The organism is Paenibacillus thiaminolyticus (genome assembly GCF_003591545.1).
In the GTDB taxonomy this organism is placed as follows: Bacteria; Bacillota; Bacilli; order Paenibacillales; family Paenibacillaceae; genus Paenibacillus_B; species Paenibacillus_B thiaminolyticus_A.
Genome location: NZ_QYZD01000008.1, coordinates 98,427 through 113,550, shown reverse-complemented (window position 1 = coordinate 113,550; position 15,124 = coordinate 98,427). Strand labels below are relative to the sequence as shown.

13 protein-coding genes are annotated in these 15,124 nt (G+C 52.9%); 6 read left to right on the top strand and 7 right to left on the bottom strand.

Annotated features, from left to right (window positions below; all coding sequences use genetic code 11):
- Positions 1 to 251: 251 nt before the first annotated feature.
- The 5 genes from DQX05_RS11390 to DQX05_RS11370 all read left to right on the top strand — a co-directional run bounded on the left by DQX05_RS11390 (position 252) and on the right by DQX05_RS11370 (position 6,905).
- Positions 252 to 1,994, top strand: a complete 1,743-nt coding sequence (locus tag DQX05_RS11390; RefSeq protein ID WP_119793615.1) for a stalk domain-containing protein — start codon at positions 252 to 254, stop codon at positions 1,992 to 1,994.
- A gap of 194 nt (positions 1,995 to 2,188) precedes the next feature.
- Entirely contained in the window at positions 2,189 to 2,887 is a 699-nt protein-coding gene (locus DQX05_RS11385; RefSeq protein ID WP_119793613.1) for a response regulator transcription factor, read from the top strand.
- Positions 2,888 to 2,913: 26 nt separating this feature from the next.
- Positions 2,914 to 4,143: a sensor histidine kinase gene (locus DQX05_RS11380; RefSeq protein WP_119793612.1), complete on the top strand. Its 1,230-nt coding sequence runs from the start codon at positions 2,914 to 2,916 to the stop codon at positions 4,141 to 4,143.
- 167 nt (positions 4,144 to 4,310) lie between these two features.
- A complete protein-coding gene (locus DQX05_RS11375) occupies positions 4,311 to 5,471 on the top strand; it encodes an acyltransferase (RefSeq protein WP_119793610.1) in 1,161 nt (386 codons plus the stop codon).
- Positions 5,472 to 5,651: 180 nt separating this feature from the next.
- Positions 5,652 to 6,905 (top strand): polysaccharide deacetylase family protein, encoded by a 1,254-nt coding sequence (locus DQX05_RS11370; protein ID WP_119793608.1) that lies wholly within the window; start codon positions 5,652 to 5,654, stop codon positions 6,903 to 6,905.
- A gap of 105 nt (positions 6,906 to 7,010) precedes the next feature.
- Here the strand turns inward: DQX05_RS11370 and DQX05_RS11365 are convergent, their stop codons facing one another.
- The 3 genes from DQX05_RS11365 to mntR form a co-directional block, all read right to left on the bottom strand.
- Positions 7,011 to 7,988: a patatin-like phospholipase family protein gene (locus tag DQX05_RS11365; protein ID WP_119793606.1), complete on the bottom strand. Its 978-nt coding sequence runs from the start codon at positions 7,986 to 7,988 to the stop codon at positions 7,011 to 7,013.
- A 96-nt stretch (positions 7,989 to 8,084) separates the two neighbouring features.
- Positions 8,085 to 9,710, bottom strand: coding sequence for a family 10 glycosylhydrolase (locus DQX05_RS11360; protein WP_119793604.1), 1,626 nt, complete (start codon positions 9,708 to 9,710; stop codon positions 8,085 to 8,087).
- Positions 9,711 to 9,819: 109 nt separating this feature from the next.
- Positions 9,820 to 10,248 (bottom strand): transcriptional regulator MntR, encoded by a 429-nt coding sequence (gene mntR / locus DQX05_RS11355; protein WP_119793602.1) that lies wholly within the window; start codon positions 10,246 to 10,248, stop codon positions 9,820 to 9,822.
- 212 nt (positions 10,249 to 10,460) lie between these two features.
- On the opposite strand from mntR, the gene splB reads away from it, so the two are divergent.
- A complete protein-coding gene (gene splB / locus DQX05_RS11350) occupies positions 10,461 to 11,528 on the top strand; it encodes a spore photoproduct lyase (protein ID WP_119793600.1) in 1,068 nt (355 codons plus the stop codon).
- 116 nt (positions 11,529 to 11,644) lie between these two features.
- Here splB and DQX05_RS11345 read toward each other — a convergent pair whose 3' ends face one another.
- The 4 genes from DQX05_RS11345 to DQX05_RS11330 form a co-directional block, all read right to left on the bottom strand.
- Positions 11,645 to 12,361, bottom strand: a complete 717-nt coding sequence (locus tag DQX05_RS11345) for a cytochrome c biogenesis CcdA family protein (RefSeq protein WP_119793598.1) — start codon at positions 12,359 to 12,361, stop codon at positions 11,645 to 11,647.
- A gap of 77 nt (positions 12,362 to 12,438) precedes the next feature.
- Positions 12,439 to 13,242 carry a metal ABC transporter permease gene (locus DQX05_RS11340; protein WP_119793596.1) on the bottom strand — a complete coding sequence of 268 codons (804 nt, stop codon included), beginning with the start codon at positions 13,240 to 13,242 and terminating at the stop codon, positions 12,439 to 12,441.
- Between the two features lie 50 nt (positions 13,243 to 13,292).
- Complete coding sequence (locus tag DQX05_RS11335; RefSeq protein WP_259391922.1) at positions 13,293 to 14,051, bottom strand: metal ABC transporter ATP-binding protein; 759 nt, start codon at positions 14,049 to 14,051, stop codon at positions 13,293 to 13,295.
- A gap of 54 nt (positions 14,052 to 14,105) precedes the next feature.
- The gene (locus DQX05_RS11330) at positions 14,106 to 15,110 is read right to left on the bottom strand and encodes a metal ABC transporter substrate-binding protein (protein ID WP_119793592.1); all 1,005 of its coding nucleotides are present in this window, start codon (positions 15,108 to 15,110) and stop codon (positions 14,106 to 14,108) included.
- Positions 15,111 to 15,124: the final 14 nt, after the last annotated feature.

The following is a 15,124-nucleotide window of genomic DNA, read 5'->3' as shown; positions in this document are numbered from 1 at the left end:
TTTATTTCTTAACATTTCATTAATATTCCATTAAATAAAGGGACAGATTGATCCATCGCGATTCATCTCCCTGTACAATCAGACCGTAACGCTTCTTTTCTTAGATGCCGGATCGGCTCCCCTCCTTCACTGCACAAGCGTTAGTTGGATGCGCATCTTTCTTCCTTATTTGTACGTAAAAGGGTCTGGAATAAGTTTTTAACAATTATCCGACACGCATGTTATCCCCTAAGAGAGAAGGAGTGTTCTTGATGAAACGCAACAAATCATGTAGTCTGATCGCATTCAGTACGATTCTGGCTTGGCAGCTACTGTGTCCATTCGCTGCCGCAGAGGCCTCCGATGCAAGCCATGTGCTTGCTTTTACAGCCGATAAGGCCACAATGTCTCATAATGGACAAGAGCTTGTCGCCGATCAGCCCGTTGTCAAAAAGGACAACCTGGCGTATATTCCGCTGAAGAGCGTCGCGCTCCTCTACGGATTCTCGGTAACCTATGATGCCGATACCAAGGAAACGGTAGCCAGCAAAGAAGACATGACGCTCCGGTTCAAAGCAGGCGCGAAAACGATTGATGTCAACGGGACGGCGGTGGAATCGGCAGGAGACATTTTCAGCCAGAAGGGCAGCCTAATGATACCGCTTCGCACATGGGCCGGCATTATGGAGAGCCAGCTGAAGGTGTCCGGCTCGGAGTATACGCTATCCTGGACAGAGGTCATCGCCGAGCCCTCCCCTCCCGTCGCCAAGTTCAAAACTGACAAATCTGTTTATCGAATGGGCGAAAATATTGAGTATGATGATCTGAGCGAGGACGAGTATAGCGAGATCGTGAAGCGGACCTGGACAGGCAAAGCGCCCGCCTTCTTCGAACCCGGAGAGCATGAAGTCACGCTTCGGGTCGAGAACGAACACGGGAAGAGCGATACGATCACTCATAAAATTACCGTTACCAATGATTCCTTATATACCCCTATCGAGCACGGGATGCTCTACGCTGAGCCCGGAAGCAAATTTCCGGTTGACCGCAACGACGTGCTTGGCTATGAACCGGTCACTTATACGACAACGCCAAGTCCAATGACCTTTGTCCGCAGCAATAGTCCGGAGCATCTGTATGGGGAGGAAGGCATCGGTTACCGGGATACGCTCACGGGAAGCTTCCGGATTAACATCCACAATCAGAACCGTTCGCAGCAAGATATTTCCGTATACTTGCTGGCGACGAATCATGGCACCACCGATGCCAATGTCACGCTCAACGCCTTCGGAATGGGCGGCCCGACCAAATATGTGTCTACCAGCGGCAAAACCGCCGTATCGCGGTTCCTGGACTCTCTCGCCAAGTCCGAACCGGTCCGGACGATGAAGGTGCCGGCCGGCGAGTCGGTCGTTGTCCTGCCCGAGATCAGCAAATCTCCGATGAAGGGCGGATTGACCATGACATCCTATTCCGAAATTCATACGGATCAAGAACTTGAATTCTCGGTTGTCATCCTCAATCCGGACAAGGATCCGATCGAAGCGCTGCCGGAGCTTCCCGTGCTGGAGCGGGACGGCAAACATGTGCGCGGAACGTTCCCTGAAGGTAACCGCACGTTCCACGTCAATCAAGTGCTCGGCGCCAAGCCGCAGCGGATGATTATCGGGGACAATGATCTCGATACATTCGTGACAGGCTCCGATAGCGTCACTGGCCTTGAAGAGGTCAATATCGGGAACACCGGGGTGCTCTATGATATAGAGCTCCGGGTTGCCCCGCACACCCTTGTCGGGCTGAATGCCCGCGGCGGACATTATGCAGGCGCCTTCCTCGTGAACGGCAAAGTCGTAAATATGTTGGACGGAAGCATACTTATCAATCCGGAAGAAGTCGGCGTTCTGCACCGGACAGGAGATCAAGAAGAGACGGTTTATCTGACCTTCGTACTGGCCTCGGGAAGCAATCTCCCGATCCATATGTTGTTCTTGCCGATACCGGAAGCAAATGAATAGGGTTGCGTTCTCGCTCAGTTACGCGCATCCTATATAGCGTATAGAGAGAATATATGATTCGGTTGATTGGCGCGATCAAGACGCTGCCGGGCGGGAATGCACGGGGCGTCTTGAAGCATGTCCCGCCGCTGTCATACTGGCGGGCCGTGGGCCGCATCACATAACCGTACCTACACTGCAAAGGAGTCAGTCTGATGCCGAAAGAGACCATTCTATTGGTAGACGATGAAAAAGAAATTATTGAGCTTATGGAAATCTATTTAAAAAACGAAGGGTATGAGCTGCTGAAGGCGCCGAACGGACTGGTCGCTCTCGACTTGCTGCAGAACCATAAGGTCGATCTGATTATTTTGGATGTCATGATGCCGAAGATGGACGGAATTCAGGCCTGCATGAAAATACGGGAGCAGAACAACACCCCGATTATTATGCTCTCGGCTAAGAGCCAGGATATCGATAAAATTGCAGGCCTGAGCATCGGAGCGGACGATTACGTTACCAAGCCGTTCAATCCGCTTGTCCTCATTGCCCGCGTCAAGTCCCATCTCCGCCGTTACAAGCAGTTCAATACGGCGCGCCCGGCGGACGAGAATGAGATCCAGATCGATGATCTCGTCATTAATTTTGCCACTCACTCGGTGACCGTGGACGATGTGCCCGTGAAGCTGACTCCGCGCGAGTTCGCAATCCTGAAGCTGCTGGCCGTGAATCGGGGAATTGTATTGAGCATGGAGAAGATATATCAAGAAGTATGGAACGAACCTTTCATGGAGTCCAAAAACACCGTCATGGTCCATATTCGTAAAATTCGCGAGAAAATCGAAAAAGACAGTCAAAATCCGAAATTTATTAAGACCGTATGGGGCATTGGCTACAAGATGGAGTCCCTGTAAAACGGGATGCGATAGGAGTGTCATGAATGGGAAAACCGAAAAGCGCCAACCTCATCCGCACCGTCCGTTGGAAGTTCCTGCTCGTGTTCCTCGGGAGCGTGAGCCTGACCGCATTCATCATGCTGCTAGGCCGCTTGCTGGCCTCGTACTTGCTGTTAGAGCCTCCTTACAACGAACCGCTGATCTGGGCGGTGAACAACATCGGCTCTAAACCGATCATGATCGTGACGGGTATTGGAACGTTTCTGTTGTTTTATTTTCTGTTCAGCCGTCCCATCATTCGTTATTTGAATGAGATAACATACGGACTTCAGGAGATTGCCAAGGGACAATTCGAATATGCCATTCCAGTCAAAACGACGGATGAAATCGGATCGATTGCCTATCGGATTAACGTGTTGTCCGAAGAGTTGAACAACTATTTGCAAGAGATTACATACGGACTGCAGGAGATCGCCAAGGGGCAATTCGAGCATGTCATTCCGGTGAAGCCTGCCAACGATCTCGGCCTGGTCGCCGAGAGCATCAATCATATGAGCGCCCAGCTGTATCACTCGATACAGGAGGAGCGCAATGCCGAGAAGACGAAGAACGACCTGATTACGGGCGTCTCACATGACCTGCGTACCCCGCTGACGTCGATTCTCGGCTTCCTGGAGCTAATCGAAAATGACCGCTACCACGATGAAGTCGAATTGCGGTATTATGTTAATATTGCATATGAAAAAGCATTAAGCTTAAAATATTTGATCGATGACCTATTCGAATTCACGCGCATCAACAACGGACTTCCTCTCGAATTGACCGAGCTGGACATGACCAGCTTCATCCGGCAGCTGGCGGAGGAATTCGTGCCGAGTCTGGAGAATTCCGGCATGACGTGCCGAATCAACGCCCCATCCGAGCCGCTGTACATCATGGCGGATGGAGACCGCCTCGTCCGATCGTATGAAAATCTCATCTCGAATGCAATCCAATACGGCAAGGCTGGCAAAAATGTCGATATTGAGCTCGGCAAAGAAGAGGATCAGATTTATGTGAAGATAACCAATTACGGCGATCCAATATCGGAGAGGGATCTGCCATATATATTCGACCGCTTCTATCGGGCGGAGCAGTCCCGATCCAAGGAGACCGGCGGGACCGGCTTGGGACTGGCCATTACGAAGAGCATTATTGAAGTTCACGGCGGGAAGATCTCGGTGACGAGCGATCGCAACAAGACGACATTTACGACTCGCTTCCCTTGCGCTTGACCCGCCGGCGCCTTCCTCATCGTTTGCTAAGAAAATAATAAGGATTTTAGATCCGTTTTCGTAAGATACATATTTTATACTCGTTGATAGGGCATGTTCCGCAGGAGCTGATTGGAGGCCTGCTTGAACATCTTCTTATAGATATTTCGCATGGGAGGTATGACATCATGGCAACCGGACGTGAAAAGCTGTCCGAGGTGCAGCTTGTACGCGCGATGGCGATCATCGGCGTACTATCCGTTCACTCGACGTCATTTGCGACGCTGCAGATGAAGGAGTCTAATTTTTACTGGATGTACAGCTTCATGAATATATTTATGAAGATTGGGACACCGACATTTTTATTTCTGAGCAGCTTCGTGCTATTCTACAATTACTTTTCGAGGCCTTTGGATTCTAAGCTTATCGGCAATTTCTACAAAAAACGGCTAAAGTACATTATCATTCCGTATTGTTTATTTTCGGTCTTTTACTTCGTCATTTTGCATTTTACTCATTACCGGGACCGTGCCCTGGACGAGACGCTCATCAAATTTTTCACCCAGCTGGCTACGGGCAAGGCGTATACGCATCTATACTTCGTCTTCATCAGCATCCAATTCTATCTGCTGTTCCCGATTTGCCTGTGGCTGTTCAAGCGGAAGCCGGCCATCGCTAAGTGGAGCATTCCACTCGGACTGGCCATTCAGTGGGGCTTCATCCTTCTTAATAAATACGCGCTTCAGGTGCCTAACAAAGGGAGCTGGTCGCTCGCGTATATGTCCTACTTCATGCTGGGCGCCTTCCTGGGCATCTACTATCCGAAGCTGAAGAGCTGGCTCGTCATCAGCCGGGACAATGCGACTGCGCCGCGTATCATGTCCTGGATCGCCTTGTGGACAGTGGGATTATGCGCCGGACTCGGTCACGTGTACATCTGGCACACGACACGGCTGTATGGCGCAAATTACAACTCGCTCTTATATGAATTACTGTGGAATGTTCACACCTATACCTTCGCGATTATGGCGTTTCAGATCGCATTTCTGCTTCGCCGCCACGCTTGGCCGTGGCTCGTTAACGGAATGCATCGGCTTGGGGAAATATCATTCGGCATTTATTTGATTCATCCGTTCTTTTTATTCGTCTATCGCAATTTTCCGCCGCACACGTCGAAATCGCCGCTCTTGCATATGTGGTATGCCGGCGGATTCTTGTCGGCTCTTATCTTGTCCTGGATTACGGTCTCCCTGACGGTGCGCTTCGTGCCACAGTCGTGGCTTATCTTCGGGAGCACGCCTCCACGGAAGAAGAGCAAGCCTGCACAGGGCGTGGCCGCGAGCGGCTGAACCTGAATACTCCGTCCCGATCTGATGCGGGGCGGAGTTTTTATTTCCTTATTAAGAACTTCTTAAGTAAGATGGTAATTGTTTCACGTCAAATAAGCATTTGTTAAGATTTGGCTCACAAGATCATTAAGATCCTCCATCTACAATCTCGTTATGAGATGAACGAAGGAGGATTTTTTAATGAAAGCCCGCTTATTATACCCTGTCAAAATCGCATTTGCACTTCTATCTTTATTCGTGATGCTGCAAGGCTGCGGCTTGAACCGCAGCGTAAAGGAGGTTGCATTCATTATTAATGGACAAAAGTTGGAGAAGCCCGTCTCTGTTGTCGTTGATGATGGAACTCTGATGGTCCAGGCATCCTCTGATCAGATCTGGAAGGAACTAGGCATGTCAATTGTTGAATATGCCCCGCCAGCATCGTCTTCCGTCTACTATTCGGACCAGGTTGCCGTCTTGATGTACCATCAGCTCGTTGACCAAGCGGATAAGAAGAAGCCACACTTGCTGCCCGTCGACCAATTCGAGCAGCAGATGAAGCTGCTTAAGGAACGAGGATTTCATGTCATCAGCATGGATGAATATGTTGACTTTATGACGGCAGGCGCCGCCATTCCGGATAATGCCGTGCTGCTTACCTTCGATGACGGCTATGAGACGTTCTATACGCACGCCTTTCCCATTTTGCAGCAATTCGGCTACACCGCCACGAACTTCGTCATTGTCGCCAGCATAGACAACCAGACGGGCAAGCCGAAGCTGACCTGGGATCAAATGCGGGAAATGAAACAGGCCGGCATGAGCTTCTACAGCCATACATACAACTCCCATCGCCAGGGCCCAATCAATGCCACAGGCAAGGAGAAACCGATGCTGAGCCGCCATCTCTACTTGAAGGACCGGGATCGAATCGAGAACGATGAGGAATATATCGGCCGCATTACCGGCGACCTGGCCACCGCCGAGAAGCGGCTGCGGGAAGAGCTGGGGAACACGCGCAGAATCGTCGCGTTCCCATACGGAGCTTATAACCAAGACGTGCTCCGTGTTCTCAACACGCTGAATATTGAGCTCTCCTTCACTATCAAACCGGGAATGACCGGCCGGGAAGACCGCAACGCCTTCCGCTTCAATGCGGGAACGACCAAGCAGACGCCGGAGGAGCTGATCAAGCTGCTTAGCGAAGGCGGGTATACGAAGAAGAAGAAGGATAATGAGGTTCGTGTCCGGATCAACGGCAAAAATGCCAACTTTACAAAAAAGCAGCCGATACGGGAGGAGGAGGATATACTGATCCCGCTGCGCGAGCTGTGCAAAATGTATAGTATCGAGATCAACTGGAACAACTCGCAAAAGACCGTTGCATTGATAACCACCCCCGTGTCGGAGGAATCCCCTCCGGACCACGGCAGTGATGGCGTCTCTTCTCCATGACGTGTTCATTCGTCCGCAACCTGCCTTTTCGACCGTAGGCCTCATGCACGACTTCAAGAACGAACCGAAATAGCGCTGCCGCATACACCGTGGAGCGCTATTGGCCTATATTTTATGAACCAGACTATGAAAAGCTTGAAACATCTCTCTATATCTCCCGAAATCCCAGCTTTTAAAGAACTCGGTGCCCGCTTCCAGACCGGAAGCGAATAACGCCATGCTCTGCTCCAACGTGAGATTGAAATCAGTCGTGCCGATGCCAAGCGTCGGGATTTTGATGGTCCGATACTGATTACGCTTCTCGATATACCTCTGATCATGAGCGGACATCATCGTGCCGAAAATCGCTTGCAGCATCGACAGCAGGCCGGAAATCCGGTGCGGCTGGTTCTCTCTCTTCCCTACCATCTGGAATCCGATAGTCGGAATACAGTTTTTCCCCCCGCCCGCCGCGTCCTCATCGAACAGCCAAAGCGGAAAATTGCTCAGCAAGCCTCCATCGACGATATAGGAGAACTGCTTGTTGAACGGCTTGCTCTTGCGCATGGCCGATTGGAAGGACTGACGGATGATAACGGGATCAAAAAAATACGGGATGCTGGTGCTCATCCGTACGGCTCGGCTTACGAGAAACCGGTTCGGATCGATCCCGTACTGCTTAATATCGTCGGGAAGCACGAGCAGCCGGCCATTGGAAATATCCGAGGCGATAATGCGCAGCCGGCCGGGCTTGACGTCCCCGAAGCTCCGAACCCCTTTTTCCAGCAGCCGCTGATGGATCCAGTATTCGAGCCGTTCTCCGGAATACAGGCCTTTTTTCAGCAGCATCCGCATGGCCGGCCCAATCCATTTGACTTGAAAAATCGGAGCGCGATGCAAAAAAGAGGAGAATGGCATCTCCATCATGAGATGGCGCATCTCTTCCGCCGAGTAGCCTGCAGCGATGAGCGCGGCCACGACGGCACCCGAAGAAGTTCCGGCTACGCGATGGAAGGAAAATCCGTAGTTCTCGGCGGCCTGCACCGCTCCGGACAACGAAATCCCTTTCACGCCGCCGCCTTCAAAAACAGCATTGATTTTCATAGAGGGAATACCCCCTTCCGGCACATACGGGATCGTATTACTGTTATGTATGCGCGGAAGGGGGCGGTTATGATGGGTTATATAATGGCGGTATTCTTATTGCTCATAATACTGCTTCAGCCGCGCAGCCACGTCCTTCGTGTTGTTCAGCAAATCCTTCGCGCTGAAGAAAATGCTGCCGGCCACGCTGTCATACTGCTTGTTGTAGTCCAGTTGGCGGATAAGCACATCAGCGCTGGACCAATCCTTCTCCTTCGCGTCCGCGAGCTTGTAAGCGGCATGCCCGATATACAGATCGACGCCGGTGCCTGCCGTCTCCTTCATCCACCAATCGACCAGCGTCTTGTAGTCTGCTGCCGAGTGGCCGATATGCCAATAAATTTGCGGCGCGATGTAATCAATCCAGCCGTTCTTAATCCAGGTGCGCGTATCGGCGTACAGGTCATCATAGGTGTTCACGCCGGCCTTCGTATTCGAACCTGTCGGATCAAGACTCGCATTGCGCCACACTCCGAACGGGCTGACCCCGAAGCGGATATTCGCATTGCTCGCCTTAATTTCTCTGTTCAATTGATCAATGAACTGATTGACATTGTTGCGGCGCCAGTCGCCTTTGTTGTTGAATACTTTGTTGTACGCTTTGTAGGAAGCGTCGTCACGGAACGGCTCGGAAGCCTGTCCATACGGATAGAAGTAATCATCCAGATGGACTCCGTCGATATCATATCCGTTCACGACTTCCATAATCGTATCGATAATGAACCGGCGCGCTTCCGGCACGCCCGGATCATACATCAGCTTGCCGCCATGCTTGACGACCCAATCCGGATGCTGCTTCGCCGGATGATCGGCAGCCAGCTTCGCGATGTCTCCCTGCACGCTGATCCGGAACGGATTGAACCAGGCATGGAACTCCATTCCCCGGCGGTGGGTCTCTTCGATCATATAAGCGAGCGGATCATAGCCAGGGTCCTGCCCCTGCTTGCCTGTCAGCCATTCCGACCACGGAAGAAGCTTGGAAGGGAAGAAAGCGTCCGATGTCGGTCTCACCTGAACGAAGACCGCGTTTAAGCCCATGCCCTGAAGCTTGTCCAGCATCTCGGAATATTGCTTCTTCTGCTGCTCCGGGTTGGCCCCTTTGTTGGGATCGGCCGGCCAGTCAATGTTATATACAGTGGAAATCCAAGTGCCTCTCAAGCCCTCGGTATGTATCTCTTCTTCCGCTCCCGCATTGCCTTGCGAGCCTGTATTCCCTTGCGAACCTGCATTGGATCCCGCCTCGCCCGTTAACAGGTTCACCCTGCGATCCTGCTGATTCCAATTAACGGTTAGGCCCGTGTTCTCCCCGATGAATCGCAGCGGCACCATCGTCCGGCTGTCCCGCATTTGCGCTCCGGCATCCAGCGCCACCTTCTCTCCGTTGACTAGCGCCGTATCGCTGCCGATCGTGAGCTGGATGACGGTGTCATCCTTGCGGAACTCCACCTCCTGCTTGCTCTTGTTCCAGCCTACCGTCGCACCGACCGCTTCCCCGACGGCCCGGAACGGAAGCATTGTTACGTTCTTCCCCGGCACCAGGTAAGGCGCCACGTCCGTGACAAGCCTCTTCTGATCGAGATAAATGGTAATGTCGTCCGCTGCTGCCTTCGCAGGCGCCGCTAATCCGGCCCCGAGCAGCAGCGCCGCCATCGTTCCCGATAGGAGGCGTCTCCAGATTGTCATGAATCCTCTCTCTCCCTTGCATCTGATATTTCAGACTTGATCATTTATTCAAGCCCTACTCTATTAGACGCACAAAACAAAACATCTGTTTCTCTCGAAACAGATGTTTTTACGAAGATTCGTTCTCTAATTCGCCGCGTACGCCAGCGAGATCCTTGATGCGCTTGGGGTCACGCTTGAAATATTCGACAAGCGCTTCGATGCACGTAATGGAATCCCAGCTCAAGTGATGCTCGATTCCTTCCACATCCGTGTAAATGTTCTCATGTTGCACGCCGATCATCTCCAGGAACTCCTCGAGCAGATGGTGGCGGTCTACAAGCCGTTTGCCGATTTTTTTGCCTTTGCTCGTTAGCACGAGCCCGCGGTATTTCTCATAGATCAGATATTGATCCTTATCCAGCTTCTGAATCATCTTCGTGACGGAAGATGGATGTACCTCCAGCCCTTCCGCAATATCCGATACACGGGCGTACCCTTTCTCATCAATCAACTTATAAATGCGTTCCAAATAATCTTCCATGCTTGGCGTAGGCATCAAGCGTCCCTCATTTCATCCACGATCACTAACAATATCCATAAGATAGTGTACCATGTTCATGTAAGCAAGTTCAACCATAGCAGGGAAATACGGCTTTTTCCAAGCGGTTCTGCCTGAAAATGACGCATACTAACCGGGAATGATTGCTTGCAAGGATCATACTGTCCAGTGCAGGCAGGAACCGACTATAAAGGAGGGACAGGCGAGAAATGGCGTCACAATCCGTAACACGGCAGGACAAGCGGCGGGAGACGACGCTGTTCGTCCCCGATCTCGTCTATTTCGAGCCGGGGGCGCTTGCATATCCGAAGGGGCAGCAGATTATGGGTTGGGTCCAGTCCCAGGGGATAGAATATCGGATGACAACCTCACATAACCGGATTCTGGACTTGCCGGGGGCTACCGATACGGAGAAATACCGAATTGCGAAGCGCACGCTCGTCGTCGGCGTCCGCAAAACATTGACCTTCGATCAATCAAAGCCTTCCGCCGAATACGCGATTCCGATCGGAACCGGGTGCATCGGCCACTGCCATTATTGCTATCTGCAGACGACGCTTGGTGCCAAGCCCTATATCCGGGTGTATGTCAACACGGATGACATATGGGCGGCAGCTATGCGATACATCGAGGAACGGAAGCCGGAAATAACGCGCTTCGAAGCGTCCTGTACCTCGGATCCGCTGAGCATCGAGCATATTACCGGCAGCCTGTCCGAACTGGTCGAGCGGATGGCCGATCAACCCTTCGGCAAGCTTCGCTTCGTCACGAAGTACCATCACGTCGATCCGCTTCTCCCCCTCCGCCACGGCGGACGCACCGATGTCCGCTTCAGCATCAACAGCGATTATGTCATTCGCCACTTCGAGCCGGCCACCTCGCGCTTCGAGGAGCGGATCGAGGCGGCCCGGCGCATCGCCGAAGCCGGCTATCCGCTTGGCTTCATTATCGCGCCGATAATGTGGCACGACGGCTGGGAGGATGGGTACGACAAGCTGATTATGACGTTGGCCGGCGCCTTACCGCGGGAAGCAAGCGAGGGGATCACGTTCGAGTTGATCCAGCACCGCTTCACGAAGACAGCCAAGGCCATCATCGAAAAGCGGTACCCGAAGAGCAAGCTGGAGATGAATATCGCGGAACGGAAATATAAGTGGGGCCGCTGGGGGCAAGGGAAATATGTCTATCCGGATGAGCGGGCCAACCGGTTGAAGGAATTCATCACCGGGCGAATCGGCAAATACTTCCCTGCTTCCCGTGTTCTCTATTTCACGTAGCCGGAGTCCATGAGGGGAAAACAACGAACCGGGCATGCCTGTCTCCCTGTGGAGAAAACATGCCCGGTTATCTGATGAGCAGCATCGAGTCCCATTTCCATGGGAAGTTGCCGCTCCTATGTAAGCCGCTTCAGCCAATCCGGCGTGATCTGCTGCAGCCAAATATTGATCTGGTTCAAATGATCCGTAAATAGCAGCACGCCCATAATAATCATCACCGCGCCGCCGAACTTCATCATGGCGTTCGAATAGCGGAGCAGCCAGCGCGTCGATCCGATGAAGAACGACAAAATGAAAAACGGCAGCCCGAAGCCGATGCAGTAGGCGGTCGTCATCACGATGCCAAGGCTCGGCTGAGAAGCCGACAAGGTGAAGATTGCGCCGAGAATCGGCCCCACGCAGGGGGACCATCCGGCCGAGAAGCCCATCCCGAATAAGAACGATCCGAGGTAGCCTCCCTTGCGCGACACGTCGACCTTCCATTCCTTCATCAGCAGCTGCGGGCGGAATACGCCCATGATGACAAGACCCATCGCAATAATGATAATTGCCGATACTTGACGGACCGTATCCCGATATTCCGCCAGGAATGATCCGAGGAAGGTCGCGCTTAACCCCAGCGTATAAAATACGACGCTGACCCCAAGAATGAAAAACAGTGTATGCGTCATCGTCTTCCAGCGAACGACACGCTTATTGCGCTCTTCTTTCAATTGATTGACGGACATGCCCGTAATAATTGAAAGGAATGTGGGATACAACGGCAAGCAGCACGGGGAAATAAATGATATGACTCCCGCCCAAAAGGCAACCCAGACCGTTACATCCGACATGTTGACCGCCTCCTCCCTAGTTCACACACCGGGGCGGCACGGCTGCATGCCCTGGAAGAGCCGCCATTCCGACAGCCCTATACCTTTACCCCCCGGCGTATCACTAAGGTTAATATTAACATGGTAATCAATAGTAAGACAATCGTTGCACCAGGAGCCAGGTTCCACACGCCTGCCATCAGCAGCCCGGCAATGACGGCGGATTCCGACACGAGCACGGAGACGATGACCGCCTTCTTGAAGCTCTTCGCGAGGAGCAGGCTGGTCGCGACCGGAATCGTCAAGAGCGCCGATACGAGCAAGGCTCCGACGATCTTGATCGCGACGCTGATGACCAGCGCCGTCAGCACCGTCACGGCGGTATTCAACCAGCGGACCGGAAGCCCGTTCACCGCGGCCGCGTCCTCATCGAAGGTCAGCATGAACATTTCCTTGAAAAAAATAAGCATAAAAACGACGACGATGACCGTTACGGCTCCGACCACCGTCAGATCCGTGCCGTTCAACGTGTAGATGCTGCCGAATAAATAATTGGTCACGTTCGCGTTGAAGCTTCGTCCCAGCGTAAAAAAGAGCGAGGCTAACGCGACGCCGCCCGACATGATGACGGCTATCGACAGCTCCGCATACGTCTTATACGCCTTGCGAAGCCGCTCGATTGCCACCGCCCCCAGCAGGGCGAAGACGACCCCCATCGCGAGCGGATAGATGCCTAGCAAAAAGCCAAGCGCCACCCCGGCAATCGTCACATGAGCCAAGGTGTCCCCGATCATGGACAACCGGCGCAGCACGAGAAACATCCCCATCAGCGGCCCCGTAATCCCGATGAGCAGACCGCCGATAAGGGCCCTCTGGAAAAATTCCGAAAATATGATATCCAATCTATACCGACCCCTTCACATCATTTGCTAGCCGTATGCCGCAGCGGCATTCAGACGATGACGCCATGCGTCAAACCCGGCTCCAGACATTCCGCCTCATGAGAGTGCTTCACATAGAAGTGGAACTTCCCGCAGGTGCCGGCCGGCTCGTCTCCAAGCCACGAGTTCACCAGGGCCAGATCGTGGGAGACCATGACGAAGGTCATCCGGTGATGCTCATGCAAATGCTGCAGCAGGCTGAAAAACTCCTTCTGCGTGCCGGCATCAATGCCGACGGTCGGTTCGTCCAAAATCATCAAGTCCGGCTTGTTCACCATCGCCCGGGCTAAAAAGACGCGCTGCTGCTGTCCCCCGGACAGCTGTCCAATTTTTTTGTGAGCCAGATCCTCGATCCGCATCGCCGCCATCGCATCAACGCATTGGCTGATTTCCTGCTTCGACAGCCTGCGGAACAGGCGGCTCCGGTTATACATACCGGACTGCACTACCTCCATGACCGTGGCGGGGAACAGCGGATTGAACGAATTTTTTTGCGGAACATATCCTACACGTTCCCACTGCTTGAAGCGCTGAATCGGCGTGCCGAACAGCCTCACTTCCCCGGCGGTAGGCCGGAGCAGGCCTACCATTAAGCGCAGCAGCGTCGTCTTGCCTGCCCCGTTCGCCCCGATGACCCCTACGAAGTCCCGTTCTCTCACCGTGAAGTTCACATTATCGAAGACCTTCTGCCCTTCATAGTCAAAGCCGACTTGATCCAACGTGATGACCTGCCCGTGGCAGGGATCGGTTACATTCATTGTTCTAGTCATCTCTCTTCCTTATCCTCCCGGCCGGCTCGCCGCCCATGCCGGAATATATCCTTCTTATTGTAACGCTAGAAGGAGATTTTGCAAGTTGCGTTCCATCAGGGTCACATAATTATCGCCCGCGGCTTCCTGTTCCTGCGTCAAGCCTTCCAGCGGATTCAAGACGAGCGTATCAACCTTCGCTTCCGAAGCTAGCGTTTGGGCCAATTGATCGGATACCAGCTCTTCGAAAAAGACATATTTCAACTGCTTCTCCTGCATCAGCTTCGACAGATTCAGCAAATCCTGCGCGCGCGGCTCCGCATCCGGGGAGATCCCCATAATGGCATGCTGGTGCAAATCGTAATCCCGCGCCAAGTATCCGAAGGCCTGATGCGACACGACGATATCGCGCTTCGCCACGTCCTTCAGCTTCGTCGTATATTCCTGGTCGATCGAAGCCAGCTTCGCTTTCAACTGCTCATAGTTCTTCTCATAGTCGCCGCGATGCTCCGGATCAGCATCCACGAGCGCGTCCTTCACATTCTCCACCATAATGAGCGCAGACTTGGGACTGATCCACGTATGCGGATCGATATCGCCATGGTCATGTCCATGCTCATCCTCCTGGGCATGCTCGCCCTCGGCATGCGCTTCTTCTCCGTGCTCCTCTTCCTCTTCGCTCGCCTGTATCAGCGTGATTCCGTTGCTGACCTCGACAGTCTTCACCTTTGAGCTGGCATCTAGCCCCTTTTGGAAATCAGGCAGCCAGCCTTCGAATCCGGCTCCGTTCACGAGCAGCAGCTGCGCGTTGGACGCATTTTGCAAATCCCGGCTTTTCGGTGTCCAGTCATGCGGCTCGACTCCTGTCGGGATAAGATTGGTCACCTGTACATGCTCCCCTCCAATCTCGCTCGCCATATAATAGATTGGGTAGAAGCTTGTTATCACATTCACTTTCCCGGTGGCTGCTCCTTCCGCAGCCGAATCCTTATTCGCACATGCATTCAGCAACAGCAGACCGCAAGCGACCAGCGCCAGCATGATGAACCGCAGCGACAGACGTCGTTTCCCAAGATTCATAATCCAACTCCCTT